25 protein-coding genes and 1 riboswitch are annotated in these 21,506 nt (G+C 65.6%); of the genes, 16 read left to right on the top strand and 9 right to left on the bottom strand.

The features are described from left to right. Positions 1 to 15 precede the first annotated feature (15 nt). From AC5RUK_RS03455 to AC5RUK_RS03430, 6 genes are all read left to right on the top strand, one after another. Positions 16 to 804: an ABC transporter ATP-binding protein gene (locus tag AC5RUK_RS03455; protein WP_494151386.1), complete on the top strand. Its 789-nt coding sequence runs from the start codon at positions 16 to 18 to the stop codon at positions 802 to 804. 14 nt (positions 805 to 818) lie between these two features. After that, positions 819 to 1,595, top strand: a complete 777-nt coding sequence (locus tag AC5RUK_RS03450; protein WP_494151385.1) for a sulfite exporter TauE/SafE family protein — start codon at positions 819 to 821, stop codon at positions 1,593 to 1,595. After that, positions 1,592 to 2,404 (top strand): TrmH family RNA methyltransferase, encoded by an 813-nt coding sequence (locus tag AC5RUK_RS03445; protein WP_494151384.1) that lies wholly within the window; start codon positions 1,592 to 1,594, stop codon positions 2,402 to 2,404. The genes AC5RUK_RS03450 and AC5RUK_RS03445 overlap by 4 nt, the downstream gene beginning before the upstream one ends. Positions 2,405 to 2,509: 105 nt before the next feature. Then, positions 2,510 to 2,767: a type B 50S ribosomal protein L31 gene (locus AC5RUK_RS03440; RefSeq protein ID WP_493978504.1), complete on the top strand. Its 258-nt coding sequence runs from the start codon at positions 2,510 to 2,512 to the stop codon at positions 2,765 to 2,767. Positions 2,768 to 2,923: 156 nt separating this feature from the next. Beyond that, the gene (locus AC5RUK_RS03435) at positions 2,924 to 3,418 is read left to right on the top strand and encodes a hypothetical protein (protein WP_494151383.1); all 495 of its coding nucleotides are present in this window, start codon (positions 2,924 to 2,926) and stop codon (positions 3,416 to 3,418) included. Positions 3,419 to 3,429: 11 nt separating this feature from the next. Beyond that, the gene (locus AC5RUK_RS03430; RefSeq protein WP_494151382.1) at positions 3,430 to 4,119 is read left to right on the top strand and encodes a tyrosine-protein phosphatase; all 690 of its coding nucleotides are present in this window, start codon (positions 3,430 to 3,432) and stop codon (positions 4,117 to 4,119) included. Positions 4,120 to 4,145: 26 nt separating this feature from the next. On the opposite strand, the gene AC5RUK_RS03425 is transcribed toward AC5RUK_RS03430, so the two are convergent. From AC5RUK_RS03425 to AC5RUK_RS03415, 3 genes are all read right to left on the bottom strand, one after another. Further along, positions 4,146 to 4,964: a hypothetical protein gene (locus AC5RUK_RS03425; RefSeq protein WP_494151381.1), complete on the bottom strand. Its 819-nt coding sequence runs from the start codon at positions 4,962 to 4,964 to the stop codon at positions 4,146 to 4,148. Positions 4,965 to 5,326: 362 nt separating this feature from the next. After that, positions 5,327 to 6,172 (bottom strand): HNH endonuclease family protein, encoded by an 846-nt coding sequence (locus tag AC5RUK_RS03420; protein ID WP_494151380.1) that lies wholly within the window; start codon positions 6,170 to 6,172, stop codon positions 5,327 to 5,329. Positions 6,173 to 6,438: 266 nt separating this feature from the next. Continuing rightward, on the bottom strand, positions 6,439 to 6,819 hold the full coding sequence (locus AC5RUK_RS03415; protein WP_494151379.1) for a hypothetical protein: 381 nt from the start codon (positions 6,817 to 6,819) through the stop codon (positions 6,439 to 6,441). 101 nt (positions 6,820 to 6,920) lie between these two features. Between AC5RUK_RS03415 and AC5RUK_RS03410 the strand changes: the two genes are divergently transcribed. Beyond that, on the top strand, positions 6,921 to 7,226 hold the full coding sequence (locus AC5RUK_RS03410; RefSeq protein WP_494151378.1) for a hypothetical protein: 306 nt from the start codon (positions 6,921 to 6,923) through the stop codon (positions 7,224 to 7,226). A 43-nt stretch (positions 7,227 to 7,269) separates the two neighbouring features. On the opposite strand, the gene AC5RUK_RS03405 is transcribed toward AC5RUK_RS03410, so the two are convergent. Next, complete coding sequence (locus AC5RUK_RS03405) at positions 7,270 to 7,824, bottom strand: mycothiol transferase (RefSeq protein ID WP_494151377.1); 555 nt, start codon at positions 7,822 to 7,824, stop codon at positions 7,270 to 7,272. 275 nt (positions 7,825 to 8,099) lie between these two features. Beyond that, positions 8,100 to 8,165: riboswitch (guanidine-III (ykkC-III) riboswitch) on the top strand. 10 nt (positions 8,166 to 8,175) lie between these two features. Here AC5RUK_RS03405 and AC5RUK_RS03400 point away from each other — a divergent pair. From AC5RUK_RS03400 to lplAB, 3 genes are all read left to right on the top strand, one after another. Then, positions 8,176 to 8,490: a DMT family transporter gene (locus AC5RUK_RS03400; RefSeq protein WP_494151376.1), complete on the top strand. Its 315-nt coding sequence runs from the start codon at positions 8,176 to 8,178 to the stop codon at positions 8,488 to 8,490. A 10-nt stretch (positions 8,491 to 8,500) separates the two neighbouring features. Further along, a complete protein-coding gene (locus tag AC5RUK_RS03395; protein WP_494151375.1) occupies positions 8,501 to 8,836 on the top strand; it encodes a DMT family transporter in 336 nt (111 codons plus the stop codon). A gap of 273 nt (positions 8,837 to 9,109) precedes the next feature. Then, positions 9,110 to 10,171, top strand: coding sequence for a lipoate-protein ligase LplAB (gene lplAB, locus AC5RUK_RS03390; protein WP_493987259.1), 1,062 nt, complete (start codon positions 9,110 to 9,112; stop codon positions 10,169 to 10,171). Between the two features lie 26 nt (positions 10,172 to 10,197). Here the strand turns inward: lplAB and AC5RUK_RS03385 are convergent, their stop codons facing one another. The 4 genes from AC5RUK_RS03385 to glgC all read right to left on the bottom strand — a co-directional run bounded on the left by AC5RUK_RS03385 (position 10,198) and on the right by glgC (position 16,186). Then, the gene (locus tag AC5RUK_RS03385; RefSeq protein ID WP_494151374.1) at positions 10,198 to 10,851 is read right to left on the bottom strand and encodes a dihydrofolate reductase family protein; all 654 of its coding nucleotides are present in this window, start codon (positions 10,849 to 10,851) and stop codon (positions 10,198 to 10,200) included. 194 nt (positions 10,852 to 11,045) lie between these two features. After that, positions 11,046 to 13,661, bottom strand: coding sequence for an aminopeptidase N (gene pepN, locus AC5RUK_RS03380; RefSeq protein WP_494151373.1), 2,616 nt, complete (start codon positions 13,659 to 13,661; stop codon positions 11,046 to 11,048). 40 nt (positions 13,662 to 13,701) lie between these two features. Beyond that, on the bottom strand, positions 13,702 to 14,811 hold the full coding sequence (locus AC5RUK_RS03375; protein WP_494151372.1) for a YeiH family protein: 1,110 nt from the start codon (positions 14,809 to 14,811) through the stop codon (positions 13,702 to 13,704). 94 nt (positions 14,812 to 14,905) lie between these two features. After that, entirely contained in the window at positions 14,906 to 16,186 is a 1,281-nt protein-coding gene (glgC, locus tag AC5RUK_RS03370; protein WP_494151371.1) for a glucose-1-phosphate adenylyltransferase, read from the bottom strand. A 103-nt stretch (positions 16,187 to 16,289) separates the two neighbouring features. Here glgC and glgA point away from each other — a divergent pair, with 103 nt between their 5' ends. After that, on the top strand, positions 16,290 to 17,486 hold the full coding sequence (gene glgA, locus AC5RUK_RS03365; RefSeq protein WP_494151370.1) for a glycogen synthase: 1,197 nt from the start codon (positions 16,290 to 16,292) through the stop codon (positions 17,484 to 17,486). Positions 17,487 to 17,508: 22 nt separating this feature from the next. Here the strand turns inward: glgA and AC5RUK_RS03360 are convergent, their stop codons facing one another. Next, complete coding sequence (locus AC5RUK_RS03360) at positions 17,509 to 17,946, bottom strand: protein-tyrosine phosphatase family protein (RefSeq protein ID WP_494151369.1); 438 nt, start codon at positions 17,944 to 17,946, stop codon at positions 17,509 to 17,511. A 765-nt stretch (positions 17,947 to 18,711) separates the two neighbouring features. Here AC5RUK_RS03360 and AC5RUK_RS03355 point away from each other — a divergent pair. The 5 genes from AC5RUK_RS03355 to AC5RUK_RS03335 all read left to right on the top strand — a co-directional run bounded on the left by AC5RUK_RS03355 (position 18,712) and on the right by AC5RUK_RS03335 (position 21,199). Continuing rightward, positions 18,712 to 19,026, top strand: a complete 315-nt coding sequence (locus AC5RUK_RS03355) for a hypothetical protein (RefSeq protein WP_494108846.1) — start codon at positions 18,712 to 18,714, stop codon at positions 19,024 to 19,026. Positions 19,027 to 19,028: 2 nt separating this feature from the next. Beyond that, positions 19,029 to 19,835, top strand: a complete 807-nt coding sequence (locus AC5RUK_RS03350) for a lysyl oxidase family protein (protein WP_494108847.1) — start codon at positions 19,029 to 19,031, stop codon at positions 19,833 to 19,835. Between the two features lie 38 nt (positions 19,836 to 19,873). Then, complete coding sequence (locus AC5RUK_RS03345; protein ID WP_494108848.1) at positions 19,874 to 20,386, top strand: response regulator; 513 nt, start codon at positions 19,874 to 19,876, stop codon at positions 20,384 to 20,386. Between the two features lie 71 nt (positions 20,387 to 20,457). Next, complete coding sequence (locus AC5RUK_RS03340; RefSeq protein WP_494108849.1) at positions 20,458 to 20,658, top strand: nucleotidyl cyclase domain-containing protein; 201 nt, start codon at positions 20,458 to 20,460, stop codon at positions 20,656 to 20,658. Between the two features lie 61 nt (positions 20,659 to 20,719). Continuing rightward, the gene (locus AC5RUK_RS03335) at positions 20,720 to 21,199 is read left to right on the top strand and encodes an NUDIX hydrolase (RefSeq protein WP_493987056.1); all 480 of its coding nucleotides are present in this window, start codon (positions 20,720 to 20,722) and stop codon (positions 21,197 to 21,199) included. Positions 21,200 to 21,506 lie beyond the last annotated feature (307 nt).

The following is a 21,506-nucleotide window of genomic DNA, read 5'->3' as shown; positions in this document are numbered from 1 at the left end:
CTACTGTCTACTGATATGAGCGATGTACTTGAATTTGCCGGGGTCACTGTTGTCCGCGGGCGGAAAACCCTGCTCGACGGCATTGACTGGCAAGTCAAGGAGGGGGAGCGCTGGGTAGTGCTCGGCCCCAACGGGGCGGGCAAGACCACGCTGCTGCAGATCGCCGGCGCACGCCTGCACCCCACCCGCGGGATCGCCGGGATCCTGGACGAGACCATGGGCAAGGTCGACGTGTTCGAGCTGCGGCCGCGGATCGGCCTGGCCTCCTCTGCGCTGGCGGGCCAGATCCCTGAGCACGAGCAGGTGCTCAATGTGGTGGTCACCGCCGCCTACGGGGTGACCGGCCGCTGGCGCGAACAGTACGACAAGATGGACGAGCGCCGCGCCTTCCGGCTGCTGGATGCCTGGGGCATGTCCACCTTCATGAACCGCACCTTCGCCACGCTGAGCGAGGGCGAACGCAAGCGCGTGCAGATCGCCCGGGCCCTGATGTCCGACCCTGAACTGCTGCTGCTGGATGAGCCGGGTGCCGGCCTGGACCTGGCCGGGCGCGAGGATTTGGTGCAGCGGCTGAGCGAACTGGCCCAAGACGAGGACGCGCCGGCGCTGGTGCTGGTCACCCACCATTTGGAGGAAGTGCCGCCGGGCTTCACGCACGCCATGCTGCTGCGCGAAGGCGGGGTGGTGGCCCAGGGGCCCATCGCCGAGGTGCTGACCGAAGAGAACCTGAGCAGCGCCTTTGACATGCCGCTGAGCGTCAAGCACGACGGCGGCCGCTACACCGCCGTAGCCAAGCGCGCCTAGGCGGCGGCTGCCTCATGGATGTGCTGAACGCTGCCCTGATCGGGTTGGGCGGGCTGTGGGCCGGCACCATCAACAGCATTGTCGGGTCCGGAACGCTGGTCACGTTCCCCATTCTCGTGGCACTGGGCTATGCGCCGGTGACCGCGACCATTTCGAACGCGATGGGCCTGATCGCCGGCAATGTGGGCGGCGTCTACGGCTACCGGAGGGAACTGGCCGGGCTACGCCGCACCCTGTCCATCCTGCTTCCGGCCTCGCTGCTGGGCGGGATCACCGGCGCCTGGCTGCTGCTGCACCTGCCGGAGGAAGTCTTCGGCGTGGCGGCCCCGTTCCTGATCGTGGTGGCGCTGCTGTTCGTGGTGTTCCAGCCGAAGCTCCAGGCCTGGGTGCGCGACCGCCAGGCCGCGCAGGCCCGGACCCGGCCGCGGCCGTGGCTGCTGCTGGGGCTGGTCTATTTTGCCGGTGTCTACGGCGGTTATTTCGTGGCCGCGCAGGGCGTGCTGCTGGTGGGAATCCTCGGGGTCTTCCTGCACGGCACCCTGCAGCAGGCCAACGCCGTAAAGAACGTGCTGGTGCTGGGCGTGAACATCATCGCCGCCATCTCCTACATGCTCTTCGCGTTCGACCGGATCGATTGGCCTGTGGTGCTGGTCATCGCCGTCAGCTCGCTGGTCGGCGCGCTGATCGGGTCCGCCGTGGGACGGCGGTTGAAGCCGGTGGTGCTGCGCGGCATCATTGTCACCCTTGGCCTGGTGGCGCTGTTCGTGCTGGTCAGGAACCTCTTCGCATGAACCTGGTGCGCCTGGAGTCCGCCGCCGACCCGCGGGTGGCAGACTACGCGCAGCTGACGGACACCGCGCTGCGCCGGCGCCGCGAGCCCGCCGAGGGGATGTACATCGCGGAAAGCTCCAAGGTGCTGCGCCGGGCCATCGCCGCCGGCCACACCCCGCGGTCGTTCTTCCTGACCGACAAGTGGCTGGACGACCTGCGCGACGTGATCGGCCGGTTCCCCGATGTTCCCGTGTTCGTCGGGACGCCCGAGGTGCTGGAGGCGATCACCGGATTCCACCTGCACCGCGGGGCGATGGCCGCCATGCACCGGCCCGCGCCGCTGCCCGTCGAGGACGTGCTGGCCGGCGCCCGCCGGGTGGCCGTGCTGGAGGACATCGTCGACCACACCAACGTGGGCGCGATCTTCCGGTCAGCTGCCGCCATGGGCATGGACGCGGTGCTGCTCAGTCCGCAATGCGCCGACCCGTTGTACCGGCGCAGCATCCGGGTCTCCATGGGCATGGTCTTCCAAATTCCGTGGGCCCGGCTGCCGGAGTGGCCGGAGGGTGTTGCCGTGCTTCGCGACGCCGGGTTCACCACGGCGGCGTTGGAGCTGACCGAGGACGCCATCACCTTGGATGAGTTGGAACGGCGCAGCTACGACAGGCTGGCACTGGTGCTGGGCACCGAGGGTGCCGGCGTGAAACAGCAAACGCTCGACCAGGTGGACCTGACCGTGATGATCCCGATGCGCGCCGGAGTGGACTCCCTGAATGTTGCGGCCGCCAGCGCGGTGGCGTTCTGGGCGTGCCGTGTCACTTCGACGTGAGCCCGCCGAATGCGGTAGAGTTGTGTGCTGGCCCTAATGGGGCTGCCATCTTTCCATCCTTCTAGCCGCTGGCAAAATCCAGGGGCGCGTAGAAAAGGTACAACTATGAAGTCTGATATCCATCCGGCATACGCCCCGGTTGTGTTCCGCGACCTGGCCTCCGGCGTTTCCTTCCTGACCAAGTCCACCGCGACGTCCAAGCGGACGGTGGAGTGGGAAGACGGCAACAGCTACCCGCTGATCGAGGTTGAAATCTCCTCGGAGTCCCACCCGTTCTACACCGGCAAGCAGCGCATCATGGACAGCGCCGGCCGCGTGGAGCGCTTCAACGCACGCTTCAAGGGCTTCGGCGGCAAGAAGTAACCCTTCGCCCGCAAGCCTTCAGCGAAGCCCGCACCGTTCGGTGCGGGCTTCGCCGTTTAATGCTCCGGCGTATCGGATCGGCTTAGGGCCCGGGCTTGGCGCGTGGTGCAGCGGGTCCTGACGTCCCCGCCCCGGCCGCGACGTTAGGCTGCTGGCATGGCGCCAACTCCACACCATGAAGCGGTCCGCACAGGGCGGCACCGGGACCATCGCCGCCCGCGGGTGGTCGGGGGTCCGGTCATGCTGGCCGTTTCCGCCCTTTTGCTCACGGGGTGCGCGGGAGGGCTCCAGCAGCTGCCGGCCGAGATCACCTGCACCACGCAGTACCGTCCGGACTTTGGCAGCAGCGCCGGAGAGGAGGCCGGCGAGTTGGTCCTGCCCAGGGTCGACGGCCCGACGGCGGACCGGCAGGAGTTGATTGCCGGCTCGTTCCGGCTGTCCGGAAGCTACATAGGGGAGGCCCCGGACGGACGCGCCGTCTCGCTGGCCATCACCGACGAGGCCGGCAACGCGCTGGCGAACATGCTGTACCAGCTGGAGGACGGCGCCTCCCTGCAGTCCCGCTTCGCCGGGGGACACGGGTTCACGGGTCTGCACTACATCCGCGACGGAGACGCTGAACTGCAGCTTTTCTGCGCCACGGACGGGTAGGTTGCGGCGGCATGCCGCTGCGTGCAGGTGGTCAAACTCGTCAGGGGAAGTTATACCGGTCCGGGGCGCGCGAGTACATGTCTCTCCAGGGGTGGGAGGATGCGCTGGACTCCGGCCTCACCACCGTTGTTGACCTACGAAACCCCGGCGAAATCAAAAGGGAGCGGCATCATCCCGTTATCGACGAAAAGGTGCTCGAAGACCTGTTGATCGTTAACTTGCCGACCGAGGACCCCGACGACGAGGACTTCATGCGGGTCTGCGGACCTCTGCTGGATCACACTGCGTCCTACCGGGACAACCTTGCCTTCTATCCCGAGAAGTTTGCGCAAATCTTCCGGACGATAGCCCACGCTGAAGGAGCGGTGCTGTTTCACTGTGCAGGCGGTCGCGATCGGACCGGAATGATCGCCGCCGTTCTCCTCGCACTTGCCGGAGTGCCGGCTGAAGTGATTGCCAGCGACTACGAGCGTGCGGTTCGCGGCGTGGACAAGCACGCACGCCGCAACCCGACGCACAGCAAGGTCAGGGTGCACTCCATCGAAGAGTTAGAGGACCGTATTGTGGAGCGACGGACGGAACTCATCACATGGCTGGCAGGATTCGATCCCCGCTCTTATCTTCGCGAAGCAGGGCTCAGCCAAGAAGAAATCGAGCTTCTGAAAAGTCGATTGCGACCTGCAGGATCATCAGGGGCGTAGCTCATTCCATGCCGGGGCCAGCTGGTTCATGGCGCGGTCGGCGGTGATACCGGAGACCAGCAGCCGTCTTGCGGCGTGCGATGCCAGATTTGCCGAGGCCCTTCCCATTCGCGTGCGACGTCGGCGAGCCAGATCGTGGTGTCGGGGTTCCACCCGGCGATGACGCTTGCCGTGCCTGAATCAATCTGAAGCGGGCGCGTAGCGCCGTTGAGATATGCGAAAACACTTAGGTGGACGGCATCCCATTCGTGGGCGACTCGTTCCCAGTCAGGAATAACCCATCGGCCGGCCCATCCGGTGGTGCGGTACCAGTCGTGCCGGCGGGAGGCGGTGACGTCCAGGGGGAAGGCGCGGCACAGGCGGATCCAGTCATCCCCCGTGTGGATCTCATAGGTCCGGCCCACTCCACGGACCGGGATCGTGGTGGCAACTTCCCAGCCAAGACTGTCTTCGACCAGGTCCAGGCCTGCCGGAATCTGCCCGACGGTCTGGAGCAACCCATGCGGGATCGACCACCACGTGCCGGACCAGGGTGCCCCGGGGTCATCGGGCCGCTCTTTCGCAGCCCGAGCCTCTTCGGCTCGCTCTCGACGTCCCCACGCAGCCAAAGTTCGATGCGGGTCTTTAAGCAGCGGCGACGGGTCCTCCGCTGATCGCCAGTCAATTGCCCACTGCCCGGTCCGGCGAGGCTGACCCCATTGCCGCCCCGTCGCCGAATCCATGACCTGTTCGGCCACGGGGTAGAGGGCGGCAATGACGGCGGGATGCCCGGCGAGCACGTCTTCACCCTCCGGTCCTTGCCAGTACCTGGCCGACGCAACGGTTTGTTGCAGCGCCGATTCCATGAGTACATCGTTCAGGGCACCCGGATCGAGGGAAGGAATCGCTGCCGCCAACTCTTCCGGTGTTGCAGGGGCGGAAGCATCACCTTGACGGGCGGTCAGCAGGACTGTTGATGAGCCCTTTCCAGGGTCCAGTTCGTATGCCAGCCCGGAGGCGGCCGTTCTCACGTCCGGACTGACCTCCTTCGCCAGCTCGAAACACAGGCGTCGCCCGCGCGGCCCCTCAAGGAGCAAGTCAGCCCTGGTCTGCATTCGATCATCGTCGCACCTGCTGCCTCCGTAGTGACGAAGCACGTGCCCGGTAATTCCATCGTTGTGGGTTCACCCGCACGAGTGGTGCGCTTCCTTTCCTCCTGAGCCCCCATTCAGGCCCGCCAGCGGAGGCGGCTCTCCGTGGAGGACGCCTTGCAGGTGTAGGTCTTGCCATTGGTCTTGCCGATGCCCCGCTTGCCCTTCAGGGACGAGGCGCAGAAAGTACCGGGGGAGACCTTCAACGCAGTGGAGGGCTTGGCGGCCTTCGTCGGCGTTGCCTTTCCGGCGGGCTTGAGGGCGGTGACCTTCACGGTCTTCTGGCCGGGGCAGGAGGTGAGAACCTTCTTCATGGCGGCCTTCTCGGCGGGCGTGACCGACAGGGCGTACTTCTTCTTGACCGCGATTTGGGTGGCAACGAGGGGACAACGGAAGGACTTGTTCCTGGGCAGCCACGCGCTGGCCTCGCGGTCACCCTTGGCCCGATTCGCGGAGGCATCCACGGCCAGCAGGTTCAGCGGGTCGTTGGCCAGGGCGGTGCGCTGGGCGGTGGAGAGCTTCTGGGCACCGGACACCCAAGCCTGGCCCAGTGCCACGACGTGGTCGATGTCGACCTTGTTGCCGCCGCGGACGTAGCTGATGGTCTTGCCGGTGTAAGGATCCTTCAGGGTCCCGGAAGCGATGACGCAGTTATTCGTGCCGGGCTTGAACCTGTCCTTGGTGAGGTCGCGCTTGAGGATATCGTTCCGGGTATCACAGCCGTTGCGATCAATGTCCTTCCACGAGGGGCCGAACTTGTCGCGGGAATAGCCGGTCTTGGCGGCCTTGCCCTTGACGGGCAGGGTGTTCAGCACCGAGGAGGCGCTCGGTCCCGTGGCCTTCGGGCCGAGGGCCTCAGCCGGGGCTGCTGCCGTGAATCCACCAAGCAGCAGGGCTCCGGCGGTAGCGATGGCGGCCAGCATTCGGCCCGGATTTTTGCGCAAGTTTTCCCCCAATATGTCCGGCAAAAGTGACGCACGGATTCAGTGCGATTGCCTGGGAATTATCCTGCCATACAAAAGGCCTGCATTTGTGCGGCAGTGGCTTCGTTTTCCACGTCGAAAATCTGGAGCTTATCGCCCAGGCAGACGAGATGGCCGCGTTCTTGGAGGCCGAAATGCAATCAATCCGAGAACCGGGCAGGGCGAGTCACGGGAATGATTTCGCTTGGAGGATCGAAGGTAGGAAATTAAGGGCGGTGCCGTTCCTCAGAGGCGTCGCGGTGTGGGCGTGCGTCTGCCTCCTTGAGGGTCTCGAGGAACTTCAGGCGCTCATCATCATCGATGACCAACTCTGCATGCTTTCCCTGAGGAGGGGCGACGAGTCTCGGGCCTGTGTAGGTGGCGCCTAGGTATAGACCGTTGAGGTCCTCTCCAGGTTCCGACATCGGTTTAGAGATGCTCTTTTTACCGCCCCATGCAAGCCTGGCTAGAAATACCCCGACGGCGATTAGCATCAAACCCTGGATCGCATATCCTCCCCATTCGGGACGTCCAAAGAAGAACAACCCGGCAATGACTAGGATCATGCCGAACACTGTGGCAAACGCGATCTTGAATGTTCTACGCACTACCCTCTTCCAGTTTCGGCCTTATAGCGCCCAGACTTTTCTGATCAGGGTATCCCGACAGGGCATATCATTCGATAGTCCGAGGAGTGGCCGCCTGTTCAATGTCCCAAGCACTCCACGGCATGGAACGTAAGCGCAGTGAAAGGGGCCAGCAGTTCATGAAAGAAATCCCCGTTGCGGCCGGCTTCGCAGCCGGCATCTCTATGATGTTCCTTGCCCTGGTGTTGGCCTTGTTTACCTGGATCGGTTTCGGGGGAATCAGCGAGGCCGACCAGGGACTGCCTCCTTCCCCTGTCAGGATCGGTTTCGTTCTCACTTTCCTCGGGCTAGGCGCCCTCGGCTTCGTGGTTGCCTTGATATCGGCCCTTCGAGCTGCGTGGCACCTGGCGAAACGGCGCGCCGGGTAGCCCCATGCCGCGCAGGATCTCCCGCTGGGCACGGCAGCCGTTCTTAGCCCGGCGGGTCTTGGCCGACGAGCCCATCGACCGATTCACGGATGAGGTCGGCATGGCCGTTATGGCGGGCATACTCCTCGATCATGTTGAGCAGGATGTAGCGCAGATTCGGTAGCTCAACGTCGGGGTTGGAGACGACTGTGCCCCGCCGTCCCGGACCGCCGTCCCTCAGGGCCTCGGCGAACAACGCGCGGGAGCGGGCTACGGCGTCGCGCCACTGTCCATAAAGCTGCTCGGGGGAGTCCTGGTGGGCGGAGCGCCAGTCCCAGTCGTGGTCGGTGTCCCAATCGACGGCGTTCCATGGTGGGAGTTGGGCGCGGCCATTCAGCCACTCGGTGGACATGTCGTCCTCGAAGCGGGCCAGGTGCTTGAGCATGCCGCCCAGCGTCATCGATGAGGGGGTGAGCTTCTGTTGCAGGCCGGCCGCGTCCAGCCCAGCGGTCTTCCAGGCGAAGGTAGCGCGCTGCCGCTCCAGAAAGCCCAGCAGGGTGGCGGTCTCGTCGCCGGCGATCGGCGGTTCGGGGTTGCCCTGGTAGATCTCTTCGTTCACCGGTTGCCTCCTCGTCCTTCAGGGTGACTGGGTTATTCGAAAGCCCTTCGCGGCAGCCAGGGCTTCGACCGCGACCCCCACGTTCTCGCGCCGTTGCACCCTCTTGCGCACGACGGTAGCAACACGGCTCCCCAGGTTCGATGCCTGTAGGGGATTGGTGCGCAGGAAAGCTCCAAACAATCGGGTGGGCCATCAACGACTAAGGCCTGGCCAGGGGGCTGGTGAGGTTGGCCACCAAAGCTGCGCACCGGCGTCGTACTTTGCTATTTTCTAGTCCAAGACCTGTTCCTTGGGTCTCCGGACGACGGTTCAGTACCCGGTGTGCGACAAGACTGGCCAAAGGAATCACACATGGAATGGCTGATACTTGTTCTGTCCGGTGTCTTGGAAGCCGTCTGGGCCACGGCCCTGGGCGCATCGAAGAATTTCCGCCGGCTCTGGCCCACCATCATTTTCGTAGTATCCATGGCCTTGAGCATGGCCGGCCTGGCCTACGCCATGACTGCCATACCGGTAGGGACCGCCTATGCGGTCTGGGTCGGCATCGGCGCGGTGCTGACCGCGGCCGTTGCCATGGTCACCGGCGCCGAGAAAGCGACGTTGATACGCGTCCTCCTGCTGGTGGGCATCATCGGCTGCGTTGTCGGCCTCAAGGCGATCGGCTAAGGGGGCTGGCATGCATTGGACTATCTTGTTGATCAGCGCCGTCCTGGAAGCTGTGTGGGCAACAGCGCTGGGGATGTCGGACGGACTGAGCCGCACGGTGCCCGCAGTGGTGTTCTTCGTGGCACTGACCCTGAGCATGTTGGGCCTCGGCTATGCCATGCGCGGCATCCCCATTGGCACAGCGTATGCGGTGTGGACCGGCGCGGGGGCGGCGTTGACCGTCGGGTACGCCATGGTGTTTGGCGGAGAACCTGCGAGCGTGCTCAAACTGTTGTTCGTTGCCGGGATTATCGCTTGCGTGATCGGGCTGAAACTCGCCGACACGGGAGACGAGAAGAAGGCGTGAAAAAGCGCCGGCAGGTATGGAGAGGTTGGGGGAGTTACTCCATACCTGCCGGCGCTGGACCGGGCACGTCCGGCCCCTCTTTCACTCGCACCGTGATGAGGTGTCTATGACACTACGCACGTGTTCTGGGCACATCCCCGGCAAGAGCTGGGAGTAACCTGAGTCCCGTGCTGGACGGGCTGCCCGCGGGCCTTGATTAGACTGGGAAAATCTTCGGCCGCAGCCGCGTGGCGGCCTGTACCCGTCCCCCGCCGGAAAGCAAAAGGAGCGCACATGACCGACCACCGCCACGGAGAATACAAGGTCCAGGGCGGCAAGCTCGTTGTCGTGGACTTCGATGTGGCGGACGGACAGATCATGCGGCCGTCGGTCAGCGGCGATTTCTTTCTGGAACCGGATGAAGCACTGGCCGACATCAATGCCGCGCTTGACGGGATGAGCATCGAAAGCACCCACGGTCACTATGCCAGCGCGATTAATGCTGCGTTGCGGCCGGACGCGCAAATGTTTGGCTTCTCGGCCGATGCGGTTGCCGTGGCTGTGCGCCGCGCGCTCAACAAGGCCACCGGTTGGCTTGACCATCAATGGCAGGTTATTCCGCCCACCCCGCTGCCGACGCACCTGCATGTCGCGATGGACGAGGTCCTGACCCGCCAGGTGGGGGCCGGGAAGCGGCCGCCGACGCTGAGGTTCTGGGAGTGGGAGGCGCCGTCGGTGGTGATCGGCAGCTTCCAGTCGGTCCGCAATGAAGTGGACCCGGACGGGGTGGAACGCCACGGCATCACCGTGGTGCGCCGGATCAGCGGCGGCGGCGCCATGTTCATGGAACGGGGAAATGCGATCACCTACTCGCTGTACCTGCCGCAGACGCTGGTGGACGGACAGAGCTTCGAGGCGTCCTACGCGTACCTCGACGCCTGGGTCATGGCGTCGCTGGAGAAGGTTGGCATCAAGGCGTTTTACCAGCCGCTCAACGACATCGCGACGCCGGAGGGCAAGATCGGCGGCGCGGCGCAGAAGCGGTTGGCCAATGGCGGGATGCTGCACCACGTGACCATGTCCTACGACATCGACGCGGACAAGATGACCGACGTCCTTCGGATCGGCAAGGAAAAGATTTCCGACAAGGGCATTTCCAGCGCCAAGAAGCGGGTGGATCCGCTGCGCCGGCAGACCGGCCTGACCCGCGAGGAAATCATCGAAGTGATGATCGGGACCTTCAAGGACCGCTATGCCGCCGAGGACAGCGGTTTCTCCGACGAAGAGCTGGCCATGGCCCGGGAACTCGTGGATACCAAGTTCGGCACGGAGGAATGGTTGTACCGCGTGCCGTAGGGTGAGCGGCGGGAGCCGCAGGCCGGCTACCGGTCCGTGCTTCTGACCAGACGGGCGTGTGCCGCATCGGGCGAGGCAGCGAATTCGACGCATTCATAGCCGAGAGCTGCGGCGTCCAGGTTGTCGAACACGCGCTCGCCGGAGCCCAGCAAGACGGGCACTATGGCCAGGTGCAGTTCGTCCACGAGCCGCGCTCGCAGGTATTGCCGGACGGCGGATGCGCCGCCGCCGAGCCGGACGTCCTGCCCGGCGGCTGCATTGAAGGCCTGCCGCAGGGCGGACTCGATCCCGTCGTCGACAAAGTGGAAGACGGTCCCGCCGGCCATGCTGATGGGAGGCCGCGGGTAGTTCGTCAGCACGAAGACCGGATGATGAAACGGCGGGTCTTCGCCCCACCAGCCCCGCCACTCCACGGAGGGCCACTCACCGCGCACCGGTCCGAACATGTTCCGGCCCATGATGGTGGCCCCGATGCCCTCCTGCCCGGCCTCGACGAAGTCGTTGTCCAGCCCGGTGGAGCCGCCGCCTTCGCCGCTCATGCGCTTGCCGGCCGCGGTGCGGAACACCCACTCGTGCAGCTGTTCACCGCCCACTCCCAACGGGTCCTCCACGCCCTGGCGCGGGCCGGCGGCATAGCCGTCGAGCGAGACGGAAAAATTGTGCACTCGCAGCCTGGGCACGAATCCTCCTGCTCCTGAAGCCCGAACGTCCGGGGAGGTCCGGGTCCTTGGAAGACGACAGCCTATTCCAAGGCGGCGGCGCAGGGAACCGTACAGCGGCTATCGGCCCGCCAACGTCCGCCGAAGCGCCTTCAGCCGCTCGTCCGCCGCTGGTCAGCCGCTCGTCCGCCGTCGCCCGCTCGGGCGACGAACACTCAGCCGCTGGCGCCGGCCTGCTGCGCGCGGAGTGCCCGCAGCAGATGGTCGCGCTGTTCAATCACGATGCGGCGCAGCGCCGCCGGCGCCTCGGCGTGGTTGGCCAGCCAGGCATCGGTGCGTACGACGACGGGGTGTGCCGCCGGCGCCTGTCCGGAGCGCAGGTCCTGTGCGATGGGGTAGAGCCCCCGGACAAGCCTGCCCGCTATCTCGATGCTCTTCACCGACCAGATTCGATTGAGTTCCTCGAAGTACGGTTCCGCGTACCCGGCGTGAAGTTCACGTGGGCCCTGGCAGAAACCATCGATGGTGGCGTCGAGCAGCTCGTTGGACAGCGAATCGGTATGCACCGCGGTGTGCCAGGCCTGGGCCTTCACCTCCGGATCGGGCCGTGCCGTCATGGCTGCCAGGTGGCCGGCGCGCGCAGCGGCATTGCGGTCGGCTTCCAGAGCCGCATCCAGTTCCGCCGCCGAAGCGTGGCCGGTGGCCGCCAGCGCCTGCCAGAAGCGCCAGCGCAGATCGGTGTCCAGCTTCAGCCCCTCCAGCACAGTGGTCTTGTCCAGCAGGCCGCGCAGGAACGGCGCCTGGCCGTCATCGGCGCGTGCGACCGCCGCCAGCGACCGTGCCCAGGTCAGCTGCCGGTCGCTGCCCGGCTCCGCTGCTTCCACCTGGCGGCGGGCGGCAGCCAAAAAGCCTGTCCGGAGGCCCGCCCGGATGGTCGACGGCGCGTAGCGGTCCATCGCGGTCTTGGCGCAGTCCAGGACCACCTGCAGCACGCTGTTCTCGGTTTCTGCCGGGGCGAAGCGCTGCGCAGCCTCCACATAGTCGGCGGCGGGGAGGCGCGCGTCGCGGGCCATGTCCCAGAGGGTCGACCAGCACAGGGCGCGGGCCAGCGGATCGGTGACCTTGTCCAGGGCGGAAAGCACCGTTTCCAGGGAGCGGGCGTCGAAGACGACCTTGGCGTAGCTCAAGTCCTCATCGTTGAGCAGCAGCAGGGCGGGAACGTCCCGGCCCGCCAGTGCCGGAAGCTCGGTCCGCGGGCCTGCCACATCCAGCTCCAGCTGGTCCGTACGGACCAATCGGCCGGAGGCGTCCGCGTTGTACAAGCCCAGCCGCAACCGGTGCGGCCGGAAGGACGGCTCGTGCGTCACCGGATCCACCGCCTCCTGGACGATGGCCGCGGAGGCGATCGCACCGCCGTCGTACTCGAGGTCCACGCCCAGGGTGGACATGCCTGCGGTTTGCAGCCACTGCCGCGCCCACTGCTCCATGTCCCGGCCGGAAGCCGCGCTGAGGGCGGTGAGGAAATCGGCCAGCGACGTATTGCCGTAGGCGTGTTCGCGGAAATACCGGCGCGAGGCGCCGACGAAGGAGTCGAAACCGGCATAGGCCACCAGCTGTTTGAGCACCGAGGCGCCCTTGGCATAGGTGATGCCGTCGAAGTTCTGCTTGGCGGCTTCCAGATCCGGGATGTCGGCGACGATGGGGTGGGTGGTGGGCAGCTGGTCCTGCACATAAGCCCAGCCCTTGCGCCGGTTGGCGAAGGTGATCCAGGCGTTGGTCCATTGCGTGGCCTCGGCGGAAGCCAGGGACCCCATGTAGTCAGCGAACGATTCCTTCAGCCAGAGGTCGTCCCACCACTTCATGGTGACCAGGTCGCCGAACCACATGTGCGCCATTTCGTGCAGGATGGTGTTGGCGCGGGCCTGGTACTGCGCGTCGGTGGCCCGGGAGGAGAACACGTAGGCCTCGGTGAAGGTGACCAGACCGGGGTTCTCCATGGCGCCCAGGTTGTATTCGGGCACGAACGCCTGCTCGTACTTGCCGAACGGGTAGGGGTAGTCGAAGAGTTCGTGGAAGAAATCAAGGCCGGCCTTGGTGACGGCGAAGATGTGCTCCGGATCGAAGGAGTCGGCCAGCGAGGCCCGGCAGTAGGCGCCGAGCGGCACACGCAGTCGTCCGCCGTCGGGCAGGGTGCCCTCCCAGGTGTCCGTGGCCGCGTGGTAGGGCCCCGCCAGGACGGTGGTGATGTAGGTGGAGATGCGCGGCGTCGGCTCGAAGCGGCGGACGGAGTAGCCGGGCGTGGAGCCCATCGGCTCGGTCACGGCCACCGCGGCGTTCGAGGCCACCAGCCAGTGTTCGGGGGCGGCAACATGGAAGCTGAAGCTGGCCTTCAGGTCCGGCTGCTCGAAGTTGGCGAACACACGGCGCGCGTCGGCGGGTTCGTACTGGGTGTAGAGGTACGTTCTGGCGTCCACCGGATCGACGAACCGGTGGAGCCCTTCGCCGCTGTTGCTGTACAGCGCGGTGCCCGTGATCGTGGCCTGGTTCTCGACTTCGAGGCCGGGCAGCGTGATCCGGGAACCGTCCACCACGTCGTCCAGGTCCAGGTGCCGGCCGTTGAGCGTGACGGAGTGGACGCCGCCGTGGATGAAGTCGGCAAACACTGTTGCGCCCGGTTCGCTGCAGCTGAACGTGATGACGGTACTGGAGACGAAACCCGGCGCGTCGGGATCCTCGGCGTTGCGCAGGTCCAGCGAGACCTCATAGCTGTCCACCTGCAGGATGCTTGACCGTGCGGCCGCTTCGTCGCGTCCGAGGTTCTGGTTCGTCACCCGGCCCATTTAACCATGCGCGGGTCCCGTCGCGGCACCTTCAGCGTCCGCCCATCGCCAGCCAGGCCGCACCGATCCCCAGTCCGGCGATCAGCAGCCAGGAGAGCAGGGCCGTGGAGATGGCCGGCAGCGAGGAGCGGAGCAGTTCCCGCAGGCGGACGGCCGAGCCCAGCCCGAACAGTGCTGCGGCCAGCAGGAGTTCCTGCACGAACGCCATGCCATCCAGAACCGGCTGCGGCAACCATCCCGTGCTGCGCAGCAAGAGGAGGGTGAGGAAACCGAGGACGAAGAGCGGCACTACCGGCGGCTGCTTGCCTAGCGTGCCGGTCCCGTCCGCGTGGACGGCTCCCGCCTTCGCCCTCCGCCGGCTGTGCAAGGCCGCGGCGGCCGTGACGGGTGCCAGCATCACCACGCGGGCGAGTTTGACGACGACGGCGATGGTCAGGGCCGCTGTGCCGGCGCTCTGGGCGGTGGCGACCACCTGTCCGACGTCGTGCACGGAGGCCCCGGCCCAAAAGCCGAACACTTCCGGGGTCATGCCGGTGACCGCCATGACGGCCGGCAGTACGCCGATGGCCAGGGTGCCGCACAGCGTCACCAGGGCGACGGGCATCAGCGTGTCCTGGCCCCGGCTGCCCCGGGCCGCGGCAACCGCACCGATGGCCGAGGCCCCGCATATCGAGAACCCGGCGGCCAGCAGCACGGGCTGGTCGCCGGGCAAACGGTGCCAGCGCGCCAGCAGGTAGGTTCCGCCGAACGCCAGCAGCAGCACCAGCACCACCAGCACCAGCGCGAACCAGCCCAGCTCGGCCAGGTCCGAGAGCGCCAGCCGCGCACCCAGCAGCACAATCCCGGCCCGCATCAACGTCCGCCCGCAGAAGGCCAACCCGGGATGCGCCGGCCCACCCGACCACGCGGCAGTGGGCGGCAGGTTCGCCGCGAGGATGCCCAGGACGACGGCGAAGCTCATCACCGGGACAGCCGGCGCCAGCCAGTGCAGGCCGTGAGCGGCAACTACCGCGGCCGCCGCAAGGAGCAGCCCCGGCCCGACTCGGCGCAGCCAGGGTGTGGCGCGTGTTCCGGGACCGTGCTGCTCCCGGGGCTGTCCGTTGCGCGTAGGGCCGGGCTCCGGTGACTGAGGGTGAGGCACTTCGCTACCGTACCGCCTGCGCTTCGCCGATCGGGCCCAGTCGGTACCGTGGCCTCAGGAGAGCGTCACAACGCGACAGCGTTGTGGGCGCATGCTACAAAGAGGCGGCCTTGTCCTGGGCGCTCGCAGTGGGGTCGAGGAGGACGTTCTGGTCCTTGCTCAGGACGGTCAGCCCGGACTCGGTCACCGTGAAGCCCCGCGCGCGGTCCAGTTCCGGGTCGACGCCGATGGTGGCCCCGGCCGGAATGCGGACATTCTTGTCCACGATCGCCCTCCGGACCACGGCTCCCTCACCCACCGTCACCTTGTCCAACAGCACGCTTCCGTGGATCCGGGCGCCTTCGGCGACGAAGACGTCGGAGGAGAGCACGGACTCGGTGACTTCTGCCCCTGAAACCACCACGCCCTGGGACAGGAGGGAATCGTGCGCCGTGCCGGCGGTGCCGCTGACTCCGCGCACCAGCTTGGCCGGGGGAGAGACCGACTGGCGCGTGTAGATCGGCCACCGCAGGTTGTAGAGGTTGAAGGCCGGCAGCGGGCTGATCAGGTCCATGTGGGCTTCGTAGTAGGAATCCAGTGTGCCCACGTCGCGCCAATACTGCTGGTCCGCCCCGGTGGAGCCGGGAATGTCGTTCGCGGTGAAATCGTAGACGGCCGCTTCGCCGCGTTCCACGAAGTAGGGGATGATGTCGCCGCCCATGTCGTGGTTGGTGTCCAGCCGCTCGGCGTCGGCTTCCAGCGCCTGCAGCAGTGCGTCCGTGTTGAAGACGTAGTTTCCCATGGACGCCAGGAAACTGTGCGGGTCATCCGCCAGGCCGGGAGTCGTCGCCGGCTTCTCCACGAAGGCGCGGATCTTGGTGGGGGCATCGGGTTCGGACTCGATCACGCCGAACTGATTGGCCAGCGCGAGCGGCTGGCGCACCGCGGCCACACTGGCTACCGCGCCGGACGCTATGTGCTCCTCCACCATCTGGGAGAAGTCCATCCGGTAGACGTGGTCCGCGCCGACCACCACCACGATGTCCGGCCGAGCGTCGTGGATCAGGTTCAGGGACTGGTAGATGGCATTGGCGCTGCCCAGGAACCAGCTCTTGCCGCGCCGTTGCTGCGCCGGTACCGAAGCCACATAGTTGCCCAACTGCGAGGCCATGCGCCAGGTTTCGGAAATGTGCCGGTCCAGGCTGTGCGATTTGTACTGCGTCAGCACCACGATCTCCCGGTACCCGGAGTTGACCAGATTCGACAACGCGAAATCGATCAGCCGGTAGCTGCCGGCAAATGGCACGGCCGGCTTGGCCCGGTCGGCGGTGAGCGGCATCAGGCGCTTTCCCTCGCCGCCGGCGAGTACAACGGCCAGGACCTTCTTCTGTGGCATCGTCCATCCAATCGCATCCGCGGTCCATTGCCGGACCGACATATGACGGCCCCTTGTCCACACACAGTAGAGGAAGGGTCGGGCGTGCACTACGTTAGGTGTCGTGCGTGTAGACATTGTGACAAAAGAATTCCCGCCGGAGATCTATGGCGGGGCCGGCGTCCACGTGGCCGAGCTCAGCCGGGTGCTGGCCGGCAGGGTGGACCTGCACGTGCATGCCTTCGGTGCCGGGCGGCCGTCGGATTTCCATGGCGCTACGGTGCGCAGCTACGGGGTTCCGGCCGGATTGCGGGAAGCCAATGCCGCGGTGCAGACCCTGGGCGTCGACCTTGAGATGCTCGGTGGCTTCGCCGGAGCGGACCTCATCCATTCCCATACCTGGTACGCCAACATGGCCGGGCATTTGGGGGCGCTGCTGCACGATGTTCCGCACGTGCTGAGTGCGCATTCGCTGGAGCCGTTGCGGCCGTGGAAGGCCGAGCAGCTGGGCGGAGGCTACAGGCTCTCGTCCTGGGCAGAGCGCACCGCCTACGAGGCGGCCGCCGCCGTCGTTGCTGTGTCCGCCGGGATGCGCAGGGACATTCTGCGCAGCTACCCCGACGTGGATCCGGACCGGGTGCACGTGGTCCACAACGGCGTGGACGTGCAGGAATGGAAACCGGATCTGGGCGACGACGCGGTGCGCGCCTTGGGGATCGACCCGGACCGGCCCAGCGTGGTCTTCGTGGGGCGGATAACCCGGCAGAAGGGTGTGCCGTACCTGCTGCGCGCTGCGGCGTTGCTGCCGCCGGAAGTACAGCTGGTGCTGTGTGCCGGGGCCGCCGACACACCGGAACTGGCGGCCGCGGTGAATGCCCTGGTGGCCGGGCTGCGCGGGACCCGCGACGGCGTCGTGGTGATCGAGCGGATGCTCCCGCGGGCCGAACTGATCCAGGTGCTCAGCCATGCAACCGTCTTCGCGTGCCCGTCGATCTACGAACCGCTGGGCATCGTGAACCTTGAGGCCATGGCCTGCGGCGCCCCGGTTGTGGCCAGCGCCACCGGTGGCATCCCGGAGGTCGTCGACGACGGCGTCACGGGCACTCTGGTGCCCCTGGCCCAAGCGACCGACGGGACGGGAACCCCGCTGGATGAGGAACAGTTCGTCCGCGATTTCGCCGCCGCGCTCACCAAGACGCTGGATGACCCTGCCGCCGCCCGCCACCAGGGCGAGGCGGGCCGCCGGCGCGCCGAGGAACACTTCTCCTGGGACTCCATCGCCGAGAAGACCTTGGGCGTCTACCGCAGCGTCGTGGCATAAGAGGCGCAGCCCGCGCAGCCTGCTACGAGCGTCCGGGGAACCGGCGTACGAAGCGTCGTTGCCACGGGGTTTCAACGGCGCCGGGGCGGTAGTGCTCCCGGATATAGCGGACGGCCTCGGCAGGCGGAATGCCGTCCAGGATCGCGATGCAGGCCAAGGCCGTGCCGGTTCGCCCCCGGCCTCCGTAGCAGGCAACCTCCACCCGTTCGTCCCCGGCGCGTCGCCACGCTTCGCGAAATGCTGCCTCGGCATCGGACAGGTCTTCCGGCAGCCGGAGATCACGCCATCGCACCCACCGTTGCTCCCACACGGTGGACGCCGGCGGCCGGTGCTTCAAGTACAGGGCGAAATCCGGCGCGAGACCCGGCGGCAGCGGACCACGCAGCGCGCGACCGCGCAGCAGTCGCCCGGACGGCAGCCGCAGCACTCCCGGCAGCCCAGGATCCCACGGTGGTTCCATGCCAGAGAGGATAGCCCCGGACGGAGCGCTGCGTCTCACCGCTTTGGATGCTTGGGTTCATGCGAACAGCGTGCTCGACGGCGTACGTTTCAAAAGACGTGTACCTTGGCCCCCGTGTGAAGTGCCTTCCGTCCGCCTTGGGGTTGCCCCGCGGAGCAGCAAGCATCCGGGTCTGACTGAGCCTGCCGACGCCCATCGACGCCGATAGCCGAGACCTCTACGACGAGGTGGGTGCAGCTGACCGCTGGTGGCGGGACTAGGCCGGTACGATTCTCGCCGCGTGGCGGCAGTGGTATCCGGCTCAGCTGCTTGGACTGCTGCCGGTGATCGAGCCGGGTGGTATCCGGCCGCGGGAGCTCTTGTACTGCATCCGCCAGTCGGATTCCCGGTACAGGCACTGCGATCTGAAGTTGGAACGTGCCCAGCTGGGCTTGACCCCGTGGGAGTTCCTCGAGACCTATGCCAGTGGCATACCGCCTCAGTTGTGGGTAAGGCTTGCCGCCCTGTACCAGCAGGCTGTGCAGGCTCGGCAGAAGGCCGGACCGGATCCAGCTGCGTAAGCTGATGGATCCAGTTTCTTTTCTGGCCGATCGTCTTCATTTTCCTTCACCGGATCCTCGACAGCGTAGGGCATCCGGTCTCAAGGCACTTGCGTCCGCTGAGCGGACGAACGCCGGTCCATTGATCGGCCCGCCCCGTGTTGCTAAGATCACACCAAGCTTGAGCAGAGGGCCTATAATCTTCGCGCGTGGTGGAGGTTCCCCGATGAATCACAAGCTTCGTATGCTTGTTCGCCTGGACATTGATAACCGCTCAGCCTTGGTTGCCGTCAAAGGCTGCTTGACCGTTCAGAGTTTCCGCGCTTTACTCCCGATCGTCCGGCGTACACGCGCCTTGGTGAACGGGCTCGCCGTTACTGTTGACCTCCGCGATGCTATACACATCGACGCTGCGGCCGCGGATGCACTCAGGGACTACATCAAGGCCGAACTCCACCACCATAATCAGGAGGAAGACGTGACTCTGCAGTTCCCGGATGTTTACCCGCGTATCAAGTCCGCCGTTGGCGGTGAGCAGTAGCTATGTCTACTTATTACTGGCGTTTTTGCGGTGCTGCGGTCGTTTCGATCGCGGTTTCTTCGTGTGTTCCGCAGGGCGATGCGGCCTTGAGCCCTGCAGGAACTTCCCCGCCGACGGACGTGGGAGCATCGTCGGCGTCTTCAGATGCTGCGGGTGACCTCCTTCCTGACTTGGTGATGCTGCCGTTGCAGTCGATCCACATCGGCTATGACCGAGGGGAGAAAGTACTTCGCTTCACCGCCGATGTCTTGAACGACGGCGACGGACCGATGCAGGTGACCGGTACCCGGTCCAGTACGGAGGAGCCTGATCTGCAGGTTTCTCAAGACATCCTGCAGGCAAATGGTGATTGGAGGTCGGTGGAAACCGACGCCATCATGCGGTACGAGACCGTAGACAGGCACGATCACTTCCACCTGCAGGAGTTCCAGCGTTATCGGATGCGACCGGAGGGCAGTGAGGAGTGGCGGGGCTCTCGCAAGGAAGGTTGGTGCCTGGTTGATGACGGCGGCCTGCGCGATAACCGATCCAGATACAGCGACGAGGACTACTACTGCGGAGAAGACGAGGAAGACGAGCTCACCGAGCTGGTTCAAGGGATGACCGAAGGGTGGGTGGACTCCTACAACTGGTACCTCGAGGGTCAGTACATCGAGCTCAAGGATTTGGAACTGCCCGGAAATTTCTGCCTTGAGGCAGAGGCTGATCCCAATGGTTCCCTTATCGAGAAGAACGACGATAACAACGTGACCTCGACTTTGGTGCACATCACCGAAACAGAAGCCTCCATCGTCAGACAGGGCTGTTAGCGCTGCGTCGGACTGCGGTGATGGGATAATCGAGACTGATGGGAGAGGTCGACCCGGTGCTACCTGCCGGCCGCCCGCCCGTTCGCGGCCGTGTGCTCGTTGTCGATGATGACGAGCAGATTCTTGCTGTGGCGAAGGCGACGCTGCAGCAAACAGGCATCGAGGTGTCGCATGCTCGTGACGCGGCGCAGCCGCTGGAGCTCGTCGCCCAGGCGGTCCCGGATCTCACCGTCAGCGACGCGATGCTGCCGGACATTGATGGATTCTCGCTCGTCGAGCGCCTGCGTGAGAACCGCCGGACGCGAACTATACCGCTCGTTTTCCTCATTGAGTGGCGCACACCCGGCGACATCCGCGCCGTCCTGAAGCTCGGGACATACGACTACGTCACCAAGCCCCTGCGCCCCGAGGAGTTGGCCGCGTGCGTCCACGCGAAGCTCGCCACGCGCGCGGTCCCCAAGGAACGTCTTGACAACGATCCCCGCACTGGTGCTGAGCGCCCACGTTCTTCGCGACGAGCTGCACCGGGAGGTCGCGCGCGCGACCCGTAGCGGCCGCCCAGGCGTCCTTGAGCTCGTTGAACTCAACGAGCTCAGGGCCGTCCACAGCCGCCTCGGGAATCGTGTCACGGACGCCCTTGCGCGCGCGCTTCGCCGACATTACCGCGCGCTGGTTGCGGCCCCTGGACATTGTCGGCCGGTTCGACCGTTGGCGCTTCGCGATCCTGCTGCCCGAGACCTCGGAGGACGAGGCCCAGTGGGTGCTGGACGATCTCACCCAGCGCCTCGTGCGCGCGCGTTTCGAGGTGCTCGGCGAGTTATGAGCCCGGTCTGCACGCAGGACAAGAACCGGCAATCTCTATAGCCTAGGGATGTGGAGGGCGTATGACAGTTCGCAGCGCAGGCATCCTGCTGTACCGGCGGAGCCTGGAAGGGCACTTGGAGGTCTGGATCGCCCATAATGGTGGCCCTCACTGGACCGGCATGGACACCCGCGCCTGGACAATTCCAAAGGGAATATACCTCGACGCGGAGGACCCTCTGGTGGCCGCGCTGCGGGAGTTCGCCGAAGAAATCGGGACGCCGGCGCCTCAGGCGGACTACCTTGAGCTGGGCGCTTTCCGCCAGCCTTCGGGGAAGGTCATCACCGCCTTTGCCGCCGAATCGGATTTCCAGCCAGAGCACATCACCAGCAACACGTTCCCGCTGGAATGGCCGAAGGGTTCCGGTGTGGTGCGGGAGTATCCCGAAATCGACGATGCCAGATGGTTCCGAGAGTCCGAGGCGCGCAGCAAACTGGCGAAGGGGCAGGTGCCGATCCTCGATGCCCTTGCCGAGTACCTCGGGAAGCTGGGCTGGTCCTGAGCTGGGCAGCTTTCAGGCGACATCGTTCTCCGCACTGGGCAGTAGTAACGAGCGTATGGCGCCGGTGTAGAGCCTGGCCGTGCCGTTCAACCCGGCGATGGATGACCTGAGCTGGTTCGCCGCATCTAGGCATTGCTCAGTTTCGGTTCAGGCCAAACTTTCGGCTGAAGCTGGGGGAACGGGTTGCATCGACGAGCGAAGCGTTGTAGCTCTCATGTTGTTTCCTGGAATACGCAGTTCTACCGATGTATCCTCTATCACATTGGTTTTAGGCTTCCAGTAAGTAGCCGCCGGGATGCGGTGACGA

The sequence above is a fragment of the Arthrobacter sp. Y3223065 genome (assembly GCF_059090885.1).
This window is presented reverse-complemented; position numbering and strand designations above follow the sequence as displayed.